Below are 12,035 nucleotides of genomic sequence, written 5' to 3'. Positions count from 1 at the left end.
TTTAGTTTCAGGGGGTGGTGTTACCGGATTTCTGGGGATTCACGATGGAAAAGACTCCTCGGAGAGAAGACGGATTTCTCTTCCATCAGCGGGGCTCGGGAAGTGAATTTCCGCAGCGTGAAGCCTGAGCGGGTTCTCCGGCGTATCGGCGATCAGCCCCGCCCGGCTGTAGTACGGGTCGCCCGCGATCGGGGAGCCGAGTCCGAGGGGATGCGCGGCATGAAGCCTCAGCTGGTGCGTGCGTCCGGTGAGCGGATAGAAGTCAACGAGCGTTTGTCCGTTTGACACGGAAACCTTTGCCCAGCGCGTGCGCGAGGGTCTTCCGCCTGCCGCCGCAATCTGGCGCAGACGGTCGAGCGGATGCGTTGTGATGGGGAAGTCAATGAGCCCGTCTTCTCCCGCCGGGATTCCTTCAAGGAGCGCGCGGTAGCGCTTATGAACGCGCCCCTCGCGAAAGGCCGCCATCAGGCTTCGGGTGCCTTCGGGGGTCTTGGCATAAAGAAGAATTCCGGACGTGTCCATGTCGAGACGGTGCACGGCGGTGAGGTTCGCGCCCGTCATGCGGGAGGCAAGCGTCAGCGCATCCGGGAGCCCTCCGGTGCCGGGGACGGAAAGGAGTCCCGAAGGCTTCATGACGGCGATGAAGTCCTTTTCCTCGAGAAGAATTTCCGGTGCAAGCTGAAGCGTGAAGGGATCTTCCGCACGCGGGTCGCTCGCGAAAGGGATGCCTTCGAGAAGCCATTCGGCAAGAGGCTTCACCGTGGTGCGCGGGGAGAGCACCATGCCGTCCCATTTGACGTCGTAGGAGGGCATGGCGCCGCGCCACCATTCGAGGGACCCCACGGGAGTGAGGGGCTCGCCCGCTTTTCTGAGCGCTGCAGCAAAAAGGAGATTTGAAACAATCGGGGCGTCGAGCGCTTCGAGGAGCGCCCGGTTCCAGTGCTCAAAATTGAGGTTGAGTCCCGCTCCGCCCCCGCGGGCAATCTTTGCCGGGCGCTTTGCGCGCTCCTTCTCAGAGAAAGCAAGGAGCGTCATGGAGCCGCCCGAGAGCTGCGCGAGGGAGATCCGGGCAGCTTCCCTTTGAAAGACATCATCGCGCGTGGTCCCGAGAATGCTCCGTGCGTGAGGGAGCCCCTGAATGCGCGCGCCGTCGGGTTCGTGAAAGGGTTCCTCCGCAATAGCGGCGGAGTATTCCCCATTCGCTTCGTTTCTGAGGAGGAGGAGCCCTCGGCGGCCGCAGTCTGCATGAAAATGCCCGCAGGCCTCCGCCATGTCCCGGGCTCTGAGAAGGCACTTAGAGGGCGCGCCGTGCCAGGGGGAGGGAAAGCGCGCGGGAAGGTCTTCGGGATGGAATCCGGGGAGCGCAATCAGGCGGGAGGTCATGAGAGGATCAGGCAGGAATTGGGAACGATCGGCAGGAGCCGGAAGGCCCGGTATTTTAAAATAACCGGTTCACGCGTAAAAAAGAAACATAACGATATTGCCTGCGGCGCTTCTCCCCAAAAGCGCTGGAGGCCAAGTGCGAGCCATCCATGACCGAGAATCGCCCGGAAGTCCACTTCAATTCAGAAAATTCTCTTCGACCCCAATCGATCTTTCGGGGCGCCATGCCGCTTTTGGCCGGCCTCATGCTCGAGCAGCTGATCGGCTTCACGGACGTGCTCTTTCTCGGACGATACGGCGAAGCCGAACTCGCCGCAGCGGGCGTTGCAGGCATTCTGGTGCTTCTCTTCATGATGCTCGGCTGGGGCTACTGCGTGGGTGCGCAGTCCCTCATGTCGCGCGCCAATGGCGGAGGAGACCGAGCCCGGGTCGGCATCGTCTTTCGGCAGAGCGCGATCTTTCTCTTTTTAGCGGGTGTCGTGATTGCGCTTGCCTCGCCCTCGATTTTCGATCTGACGCTCGCGCAAAGCATTCATTCGAAGGAAGTGGAGGAGGCTGCGCGCAGCTACGTGCTCTGGCGCGTTGCGGCGCTGCCCGTCGCCTTCCTCTGCCTTCTTTTCCGCGCGTTTTTCGTGTCGATCCTTCGCCCCCGGGTCCTCACCATCAGTTCGAGCGCCATGGTGCTCGCCAATTGCGGGCTGAACGCTGTCCTCATCTTCGGCCTCGGACCGTTCCCGGAACTCGGCATCGCCGGTGCGGCGATTGCGTCGGCCGTGAGCGAAGTCGTTTGCCTCATCGTCTTCGGCGTGCGCCTCTTCATGGAAAAGCGCTGGATGGAGGCGGTGCTCTCTGCCTCCTGGCGTCCGCAGCGGGAGGTGCAGAAAGCGCTTTTTCAGCTCGGGCGCTGGCTCATGCTCCAGGAAGCCGTGGCGTTCGGCGTCTGGCTCTTCTTTTTCGTTTCGGTAGAGAATGTGGCCGGCGAACGGGGGCTTGCCATCACGAACGTCGTGCGTCAGCTCGGCGCCATCCTCTTTCTTTTCGTGCATGCCTTCGGCTCAACGGCCGGGTCTCTCGCCATGAATCTCGTGGGCGCAAAGAAGCCGGAACTTATTTCCAGGGCTTCGCGGACCGGTCTCTGGGTGTGTGCAGCCGCCATGGCGCCCCTTGCGGTTTTCTATGCGGCGGCGCCCGACACGGTGCTCGGCCTCATTACGAATTTCCCGGACCTCATTCATGATGCAAGGAACACCTACTACGTCATGATCGTTTCCTACATGCTGACGGTCCCCTGCTACTACTTCTTCTTCATCATCGGGACGCTCGGCTTTGCGCGCGCGTCCTTCTGGGTCTCCATCACGTCGGCGCTCACCTACGCGCTTTATGTCGCGATTCTCTCCGGGTATACGACGAATCCGGCCGTGCTCTGGACATCGGATTTCGTCTACGGCTTCGTGCTCGGCATCGGCACCTGGCTCGTCTGGCGGAGTCCTCAGGCGCGGAAGCTGCGCGAGGCACGGACGGATGCTCTGTAAACGTTGCGGAAATGCAAGCGTTCCTGCTTTGCCTGACGGCATAGCGTGAAGTTTTCGCAGACCTCCCGCATGGCTCTTCTATGGCGAATGGCCCGGCAGGACATTTTGATACTGCATTACAATAATCAAAATTTCAAAATAAACAATAAATTAAGCAATTCCTGAGGAGGGAGAAGTCAGGGGACGGCAAGACGCTCAAAAATGAAGGCGGGACCGTAATCCCTGCAGATCAAGGAAACTGCGAGGGCGCAGGGGAATTTTTTTGCAAACAAGGCCCCAAAACTCTCGAAGTGTTGGCTATAGTAGTGCCCAAGCGCGCCGGAACCCGCATGGGGGCGCGGTTTTCACAACTAGAAGACATCATTTGGAAGCGATCGACAAAATGAACCGTCGACGCGACGTCTTCGCAAGGAGATACCATGAACAAGACCGAACTCACCGCTGCCATCGCTGAGAAGACCGAGCTTCCGAAGGCCAAGGTCGCCGATGTGCTCAATGCTTTCTTCGACACCGTTGCCGAACAGCTCGGCAAGGGCGAAGCTGTGCAGATCATCGGCTTCGGCAACTTCGAAGTTGCTGAATACGCCGCCCGCACGGGCCGCAATCCCCAGACCGGCGCCACGCTCACGATCCCGGCCGGCAAGCGTCCGAAGTTTACGGCCGGCTCTTCCCTCAAGAAGGCCGTCGCCAAGTAATTCCTTCTGAGGCCTCCTGGGCCTGAAAGGATTCGACTTCCTTTGAAATCTTTCAGGGAAGTCTGAAAAGCACGCTGGAGAATTTGTCTCTCCGGCGTGTTTTTTTTTCGCGCTTCGCTTTCAGGGAGGAGGATCGGACAAAAATCGAAGAGGAATTAATCCAGGCTCCCGCCGGCTGCGGGGAAACAATGGACGGAATCACTTGTTTCTCAAGATCCGCCATTAAGAAGAGAACAATCTTCAGATCCTTGGCCGCAGTGCCGTTTGCTTTTCAGCTCGAGGAGTTCTGGAGGGGAAGCGCTTCGCCCTATGTCATGCGGTGGAGGATGGAGCGATAAGAAGCACAGGGAATTCCAAGGGATTTCCAAAATATCCGGGACACCGCCACGGGTTCGGCATCGGAACCGGAACGAGCGCGGAAGGCTGGGTCGACAAAGCGGTCGACTTCTGGATGAAGGCGGCCGCAGCCCGGAAGCAGCGGCCGTGAGCATGAGAAAGTCGGAGGAAGCCTGAAGAGCTTAGTGAAGGCTCGTCCTCAGGGATGATTTCCATCTGAAATCAGCGGATGCCGCGCAGAATGTCGCTCGAGAGGTTCTGCAGCCACTTGTTGACGTTGCGGTGGACGCAGGTCTGCTTCGGGTTGTCCTGGCAGGGGCCGGCATTGAGGCCGCGGCTCGAGACGTATTCGACGGAATAGCCCTTCTTCGTGTATTCGACGTCGGCGATCATTTCAAAGTGTTCGGCCTTGGCCGTCCCCGGATAGGCGAGGCGCACGAGGCCGGGCTTCTCTTCAACAATGCGCCACTGACGCAGATCAGCCGCGCGGGTAATGGCGGCCTTCATGGCGGCGGGCGAAGCGGAAACGGCGACGGCATTTGGGTTCTGCACCGGAGGGAGCGTGCCGACGCAGCCCGAGAGAAGAAGGATGGCGCCGGATGCGCCGAGGATTAGCGATTTCTTCATCATGTTTTTCCCCTTGGGAATGAAGTTGAAAGGCGTCTTCAGAGAGCTTTAGAGAACGGTTCTCCCGGGACGCACCGTTATTGAAATTGTATTGCGCTTCGGGGCCAGGGCCAAAAGCAATTCAATGGTCGAAAAAACGCTCCCGACAGAATCTGCCGGGAGCGTTCGTTTTTTTTCTGAGGGGAGGCGATCAATCAGCTCAAAGCCTTTTGACCGTCTCTATCTCAATCAGCGGGCCGAGTGAATCGGGATCACCTTCGGGGCGTTCTCCGCGTCCTTCTTGGCGAAGGACTTCATCCAGAGCCACATGGCGTAGATGATGGCGAGAGAAACCACGATGCAGATCGCGCTGTAGGCCGGTGCTTCACCGAAGTTGACCGCGCGGTAGAAGATCGTCGCGGAGGTGTAGCCGAGGACGCAGCACCAGGTGCCCGAGAAGATCGTCCAGGCAGTGCCGACTTCACGCCAGACCGCAGCGATGGCCGCGCAGCAGGGCATGTAGAGGAGCACCATCAGGAGGTAGGCAAAGGCGCCGGAGGAAGAACCGAAGAAGGTCTTGATCGTGTCGATCGTGCCGGTCGAAACTTCCTGGTCTTCAGCAGCCGCTTCTTCGTCGGAGAGGTCGCCCACGCTGATGCCCATCGGGTCGGCAAAGGCAGAGCCGAGATCCTTCAGGTTGTCCCAGGTGGTGGAGAGCGCTTCGTCGAGAATGGCGGAGAAGGACCAGCCTTCTTCTTCCTCAGGAGCAGCTTCTTCAGCCGGAGCGCCTTCAGCGGCGGCCTTTTCAGCAGCAGCCTGAGCAGCCTTGTCGGCGGCGATGCCGTCATAGAGGGAGTTCAGGGTACCAACCACGGCTTCCTTCGCGAAGATGCCCGTGAAGATGCCCACAGCGGCAGGCCAGTTCTGTTCCTGAATGCCCATCGGCTGGAAGATCGGAACGATCGTGCGGCCGATCGACGAGAGGACGGAGTTTTCGCTGTCTTCATTGCCGAAGGAACCGTCCTTGCCGAGGGAGTTGAGGAAGGCGAGGCAGGCCACGATCACCACAATCACCTTGCCGGCGCGGAAGAGGAAGGTCTTCACGCGGTCCCACGTACGCAGCATCACGCCCTTGAAGGTCGGGATGTGGTAGGGCGGGATTTCCATGACGAAGGCCGAAGCGGCGCCCGGAAGGGCAGCGCGCTTGAGCATGAAGCCCGTCAGAATCGCCGCGCAGATGCCGATGATGTAGAGGAGGAACACGAGGTTCTGGCCGTTGGTGGGCCAGAAGGCCGTCGCGAAGAGGACGTACACCGGGAGACGTGCGCCGCAGGACATGAACGGAGCCATCAGAACCGTGATGATGCGGTCGGAGGCGCGGTCCATCGTGCGGGTGGCCATGATGGAGGGCACGTTGCAGCCGAAGCCGACGATGAGCGGCACGAAGGCCTTGCCCGGAAGGCCGAGGGCGCGCATCAGGCGGTCCATCACGAAGGCCGCGCGAGCCATGTAGCCCGAGTCCTCAAGAACGGCGAGGAAGAGGAAGAGGAAGAAGACGGGCGGAATGAAGGTCGAGACCGTCTGCAGACCGCCGCCGATGCCGTTGGCGAGGAAGACGGTAAGCCATTCAGGGCATCCGATGTTCGTGAGGAGCTCGGAGAAGCCGTCCACCATGACGCCGCCAACGAGAATGTCGAAGAAGTCGATGAAGCTGCCGCCGAGATTCTGCGTGAAGAGGAACATCACGTACATGATGACGAGGAAGATCGGAAGGCCGAGCCAGCGGTTGAGCACAACCGCGTCGATCTTGTCCGTCATCGTGGCGCTCGCCTCGCCCTTGCGCACGACGGCCTTTTCGGCAATCGCGGAAACGAAAGCGTAGCGGGCGTTGGCGATGGCAATGTCGAGGTCGCCGTCGTACTTGGCGTCGAGATCGGCAACAATCTTCTCAACCTTCGTGAGGTCGATCTTCGGGAGCTTTTCAGCAAGGCCCGGAGCCTTTTCCATGAACTGGCTCGCGAACCAGGGAGCGCGCTCGACCCCCTCGGCCTTGAGGTCGGCTGCGACCTCGGCAATGCCGTCCGAAATGGCCTTGTCGAATTCGACGGCCATCGGCGGAACCACGGGATTCGCGAGGAAGCTGACGAGCGTGTCCTTCACGTCGTTCAGGCCCGTTTCGCGCGAGGCGACGATGCCCACCACCGGGCAGCCGAGAGCCTTCTGGAGCTCTTCGAGGCGGATTTCCATGTGGTGCTGCTTGGCAATGTCGAGCATGTTCACGACGACGATCATCGGAACCTGCATTTCGATGAGCTGAGCCGTGAGGTAGAGGTTGCGCTCGAGGTTCGAGGCGTCGACGATGTTGATGACCGCTTCGGCTTCACCCGAGAGGATGTAGTCGCGCGCAACCCGTTCGTCTTCGCCCGACGAAGCCGCCGGGGTAATGGAGTAGATGCCCGGAAGGTCGACGAGCTCGATCTTGGCATCCTTATATTCAAAATTGCCGGTCTTCTTATCGACCGTCACGCCGGGCCAGTTGCCCACGCGCTGACGGGAACCCGTCAGGGCGTTGAAGAATGTGGTCTTGCCGCAATTCGGATTGCCGACCACGCAGACGATGTGCTGACTCATTTCAGATTCCAATCTGGATTTGAATTCGTTCTTTCTTTCCGCTGAAGAGGAGGCAGTTGGGGTTCTTCCCGCCGCTTCACAGATCAAAAGCGATTAAATCTTTTCAACTTCCATCAGCATGGCTTCATCGCGGCGAACGCTGATGAAGCTGCCGCGGACTCGAATTTCAATCGGGTCGCCGAGGGGAGCGATACGGACAACTTCAAAGGTCGTGCCGGGAGTAGCCCCGAGCATGACGAGACGGCGGCGGTATTCAGGATGTTCCTTGCCGAAGCCGACGATTTTGCCCTTGGAACCAACAGGAAGTTCCTTGAGATACATAGTGTCCTCGATTCTTAGTAAACGTAGATTTTCTGGGCCACAGCGTAATTGACGGCAATGCGCCCGTCTCCGACGGCAACGAGCAGGGGTTCGTCGCGGGAAACCTGCAGCACCCGAACAACACTGCCAAGGCGCATGCCGAGGTCCGCAAGATGCGCAATCTCCGCATCGTCGAGCTTCATGCGCGCAACGGTCACGGGAGTCTTGATCTCCACATCAGCGAGTTTTCGGATTTGTTTGGGCTCCGTCATTTACGTAGGGTCCTCCTTCTAATTGATAGACATCGGCATACTACTGAGAATCTTTCGCGTTTTCAAATTCAGATACATTTTTACTGGCAGAAACGCGTTTGAGGGGCTTCAGATAAGGTAATGGCGCGCGCGGGAGCAAGGGGCCTTGGACAAATGCAACTATTTGAAGTTTTGGATAAAACTTCAAATTAAAATCGCATTGGACAGCGTCGGCTGAATCGATGGGAAAGAGGGGTTTCCCGTCCCGGGTTTGTAAGTTTCCGGAAATATTTGCCCGATATCAAGATAGAGGTAGGGGTCTTGTCCGGGGAGGATAGGGAAAGCGCGAGGAGAAGCTTTTCGTGTGAAAACAAGCTTCACGAAGCTCGAATGCGTGATATTCAAAGAAGCGAGGCAAAGCTGGGCGCCGAAAGAAGAGGGTTCTTGGGCCCTGGCGGGAGGGGTGTCGTCGTCGGACAGCAACGCGAGCGGCGGGATGAAGGAACCCGAAGCGACGCAAGGACGGCGTCAATGTTCCGAGTGCTTCTCTTCCTGCGGGGGAACTGCCGGTGCCTCATGATTCGCGGGGCTGCCGGCGTGATGCGCGGGGGCGTTCGCCGCTGGTTCCTCTTCGGGAGCGGCGGCGCGGGAATTTGTAAAGGATTGGACGAGATTCCCGGCATTGTCGACAATCGACTGCATGGCGGCAATCCAGGCATCAACGCGCTCAATCAGAAGCGAAAAGGTTTTTCTCGCGTTTTCGGGCGCGGCAAGATAAAGGCCCGCGGCGGCAAGGAGCGCCGCCGCGGCGATTCCAAGAAGAAGCGCTCCGGCAAAGAGAAGAAGGGAAACGGCAGCCGCTGAAAGAAGGAGGGCGGCCAGTCCCTGCGTAATCCTGAGCCAGAGCTTCATTTGAAATCCTTTGTATCTTCCTTAAAGCACGCGGCGGTGCTGATAGAGATGCACGCCGAGGAAGAGAGTGTAAAGGACGCCGAGTCCGACATGAAGCGGAGTGCTCTTCACGAAGAGCGACGCAAGCGATGCGCCGTATGCCGCGAGCATCAGGCGGTTCTGCGTCACGCGCTTCGTTCTGCCGCCCTTCTTCTGGTCGGGCGCAATGATGGGGCTCACGGCGAGGAGCGCGCGGCCTGCGGCATCTTCAGCAGCGGCGAGCGCCGTGCCGGCAGCGGCTTTGGCCGATTCCCTGAGGCACTTTTTCTTGGGTGCTGCGGATTCGGCCTCGGTCCCGGCTGCGCCTTCAGCTTCGGGGACAGCATCCGCGTCTGAGACTTCCGTCTGAGGAGCGGAGGAATCCTCCGGAAGGAAGAAGGCCGCCGCCTGAAGAAGCGCCTCGGCATTCGTCTGCGATTCGTCCCAGGTCACGAGGAGCGAGCCCACGCGAGGGTTGATCGAGACGGACGTAATGCCGTCAAAGCCTTCGACCATGTCGGCAATCACCTTGGCTTCATCGGCGGAAAGGCCCTTCAAGGACGCGTGGCGGATGCGCGCGCGCCCGTGAGTGACGGAACGCACGAAAGTACGGGGGTCAAGCATTTTTCTTATCCTTTCGTTTATTTCGCGGGAGCAGTGAAGGGAAGGTCGATCGGACGTTCGCTTTCAGGGGCGTTGTTCGAGATCTTCGTGAGCGTGCCCCTCATATTGGCTTCGATTTCCTTCACGGTTTCCGTGAAGCTTCTTGTTGTGCCGAGGGTCGGACGCATGGCGTTGAGGCAGACGCCGATCGTGGTGGCGTTGTGCAGGAGCGCGCCCACGGCAGGCATCAGGACGCCCATGAGGCCTCCCGCGAGGAAGCCCGTATTGAGGCTCACCGAGACGGCGAAGTTCTGGCGGATGCGGCCCATGGTCGCGCAGCCGAGATCAATCGCGGTCGGGAGGTCAAGGAGGCTGTTGCGGGTGAGCACGACGTCGGCCACTTCCTGCGCAATGTCGGTGCCGTCGCGAAGCGTGGCGCCCACGTGCGCGGCGGAAAGCGCCGGCGAATCGTTGATGCCGTCGCCCACCATCAGCACGCGGCAGCCCTCGGCCTTGAGGTCGAGCACATGACGGGCCTTGTCCTGCGGGAGCACCTGCGCGCGGTAGCCGTCGAGACCGAGCTTCGCCGCAACGTGCGCGGCCGTGCGGTTGTCGTCGCCCGTGAGCATGATGATGCGGCGGATGCCGCGTTCGCGAAGCGCTTTGATGGCGTCGACTGCTTCAGGACGGACCGGATCCTCAATGCCGAGGACGCCCGCAAGGCGGCCGCCGACGGCGAGGTAGAGAATCGACTTCCCTTCCGCGGCGAGGCGGTCGACCACTTCCTGAGCGGGATGGAGATCCACCTTCTCGTCGTCGCCCACAAAGTGGCGGCTGCCGAGAACGCACTTTCTGCCGCCCACGGACGAGCAGATGCCGTGCGCGACGATGTAGCGCACTTCGGTGTCGTGCTCCTCGTCGTCGTGGAAGATGCCCTTTTCCTGAGCCTGGCGAACGATGGCGCGCGAGACCGGATGCGGGAAATGCTCTTCAAGGCAGGCGGCAAGGCGCAGGAGCTCCTCTTCGTCGATTTCGTCGTGAATCGGCACGACGTCGGAGAGGACGGGCGAAGCCTGCGTGAGGGTGCCCGTCTTGTCGAAGACCACCGTATCGACTTCGGAGAGCGCTTCGAGGTAGCGTCCACCCTTCACGAGAACGCCCTTTTCGGTGCCGTTCTTCATGGCCGTGAGAATGGCGAGCGGCGTGGCGAGCCTCAGGGCGCACGAGTAGTCGACCATGAGGACCGAGGCCGTGCGGGTGAGGTTTCTCGTGAAGAGGAAGACGAGGCCCGCGAGGAGGAAGTTGTAGGGGACGATGGCGTCGGCAAGACGCTCGGCCTTCCCCTGAATGCCCGCCTTTGCGGCTTCGCTGTTCTGAATGAAGTTGACGATCTGAGAGAGCCTCGAGGCGTCGCCGAGCGCCGTCGGACGAATGTCGATTTCGCCGTCTTCAACCACGGTGCCGGCAAAGACGCTGCCGCCCGCTTCGCGATGAACGGGGAGCGGTTCGCCCGTCATGGTCGCCTGGTTGACGGAGGCGTCGCCCGCCGTCACAACGCCGTCGACCGGAATGACGGAACCTGCGCGGACGACAACAACGTCTTCCTTCGTGAGGGTATTGAGCTGCTTCTGAGAGAGCTTCCCATCGGCGCCGCGCACCCAGACCTGATCGACCTTGATGGCGAGCTGGTCGGCAAGGGACGCTAGAGACTTCTTTCTCGTATAGCGCTCGAGCATGTCGCCTAAGCCGAGGAGCAGCGTGAGGAGCCCCACCGTTCCGAAGTCGAGCCTGAGGAGCGAAACAAGAATCGCCGAAGCGTCGAGGACCGAGACGTTGAGCTTGCCCTTGAAGGCATTCTTCACGCCTTCAATAAGGTACGGGATCGAATCGAGAACGGCGTTCCCGATATTGAGCACCATCGGAAGGAAAGGCCGCAGGAAGATGTAGCGGGCAAGACCCGAAAAGTCGAGTTCTGCGTCCTCTTCCTTGAGAACCGGGGCTTCGCCTTCATTGCGCTCGAGCGCGGCTTTGCCGAGTGCGGGTCCCACGCGGGACGCCTGAACGGCGGTGCGCGAAAGACGGAAGAGCGCCGGGAAGATGCGCTCGAGCGCATCGCGGATCTTGGAAAAGACGCGCAGCACCGGCATGTTGGTGAAGCCGCGCTCAATTGCAAAGAATGTCTGGCCGACGAGTCCCTGCGGGCGCGAGCCTTCGGGGAACATTTCTCCCGAAACCAGTCTTGGTGCTGATTCGCGCGCTGCCCGGCGGTCTTCTTGAACGACCAGGGTGCGGCCCGGACGGCGGATCGGGGGATTCGTTGCCAGGCTCGAGAAATAAGCTGCGGTGCGCGCCTTCGTTGCGACATCCTCGACGGTGAGCGTGACGCTCCCGGTGAGCGGATTCACCTCAAGACCCGTGACGCCGGGGACCTTCGCGAGCTCTTCGGCGATGATGACGCCGCTCGCGTGCGAGAGCGTGCCTCTGGTCTTCCAGCGTTCGCGGTTGCCGACCGCGTGCTTCAGATAGAACTGCATTTGTTGTTTGCCTCTGAAAAGCCTGACGGCGCGCGTCCCTTCAGGGCGGGCGCGCAGACTTCAAAAAAATTGGCCCGATGAAGCACCTTCGGAAAGGGATGGAACACCCCTTTCTTCAGGAAAGTCCTTCAACTGATATAGAGGAGCATTCTGCCCCCGGAGCGGGCATAAGAGCGCTTTTTCCTTTGAGAAAAAGCAATGCCCCGCGTGTCCGTATACCGGTCATGCGAGGCA

At 60.2% G+C, this 12,035-nt stretch carries 9 protein-coding genes and 1 pseudogene; 2 read left to right on the top strand and 8 right to left on the bottom strand.

The window, feature by feature from the left end; genetic code table 11:
• Positions 1-39 precede the first annotated feature (39 nt).
• Positions 40-1,383: an RluA family pseudouridine synthase gene (locus FG381_RS02875; protein ID WP_139687457.1), complete on the bottom strand. Its 1,344-nt coding sequence runs from the start codon at positions 1,381-1,383 to the stop codon at positions 40-42.
• A gap of 149 nt (positions 1,384-1,532) precedes the next feature.
• On the opposite strand from FG381_RS02875, the gene FG381_RS02870 reads away from it, so the two are divergent.
• Entirely contained in the window at positions 1,533-2,915 is a 1,383-nt protein-coding gene (locus tag FG381_RS02870) for an MATE family efflux transporter (protein ID WP_139687456.1), read from the top strand.
• A gap of 407 nt (positions 2,916-3,322) precedes the next feature.
• Positions 3,323-3,610: pseudogene (locus FG381_RS02865) on the top strand (HU family DNA-binding protein); the annotation flags it as partial.
• A gap of 558 nt (positions 3,611-4,168) precedes the next feature.
• Here the strand turns inward: FG381_RS02865 and FG381_RS02855 are convergent.
• The 7 genes from FG381_RS02855 to FG381_RS02825 form a co-directional block, all read right to left on the bottom strand.
• Positions 4,169-4,576: a hypothetical protein gene (locus tag FG381_RS02855; RefSeq protein WP_139687454.1), complete on the bottom strand. Its 408-nt coding sequence runs from the start codon at positions 4,574-4,576 to the stop codon at positions 4,169-4,171.
• Positions 4,577-4,801: 225 nt separating this feature from the next.
• Complete coding sequence (feoB, locus tag FG381_RS02850; RefSeq protein WP_174857851.1) at positions 4,802-7,183, bottom strand: Fe(2+) transporter permease subunit FeoB; 2,382 nt, start codon at positions 7,181-7,183, stop codon at positions 4,802-4,804.
• Positions 7,184-7,276: 93 nt separating this feature from the next.
• The gene (locus FG381_RS02845; protein ID WP_139687452.1) at positions 7,277-7,504 is read right to left on the bottom strand and encodes a FeoA family protein; all 228 of its coding nucleotides are present in this window, start codon (positions 7,502-7,504) and stop codon (positions 7,277-7,279) included.
• A 14-nt stretch (positions 7,505-7,518) separates the two neighbouring features.
• Positions 7,519-7,755, bottom strand: coding sequence for a FeoA family protein (locus tag FG381_RS02840; RefSeq protein WP_139687451.1), 237 nt, complete (start codon positions 7,753-7,755; stop codon positions 7,519-7,521).
• 507 nt (positions 7,756-8,262) lie between these two features.
• A complete protein-coding gene (locus tag FG381_RS02835; RefSeq protein ID WP_139687450.1) occupies positions 8,263-8,646 on the bottom strand; it encodes a hypothetical protein in 384 nt (127 codons plus the stop codon).
• A 21-nt stretch (positions 8,647-8,667) separates the two neighbouring features.
• Positions 8,668-9,288: an HMA2 domain-containing protein gene (locus FG381_RS02830; protein WP_139687449.1), complete on the bottom strand. Its 621-nt coding sequence runs from the start codon at positions 9,286-9,288 to the stop codon at positions 8,668-8,670.
• Between the two features lie 17 nt (positions 9,289-9,305).
• The gene (locus tag FG381_RS02825) at positions 9,306-11,801 is read right to left on the bottom strand and encodes a heavy metal translocating P-type ATPase (RefSeq protein ID WP_139687448.1); all 2,496 of its coding nucleotides are present in this window, start codon (positions 11,799-11,801) and stop codon (positions 9,306-9,308) included.
• Between the last annotated feature and the right edge of the window lie 234 nt (positions 11,802-12,035).

The organism is Sutterella faecalis (assembly GCF_006337085.1).
GTDB classification, from domain to species: Bacteria; Pseudomonadota; Gammaproteobacteria; order Burkholderiales; family Burkholderiaceae_F; genus Sutterella; species Sutterella faecalis.
The sequence above is the reverse complement of the archived record's forward strand: the minus strand, read 5'-3'. Positions and strand labels throughout refer to the sequence as shown.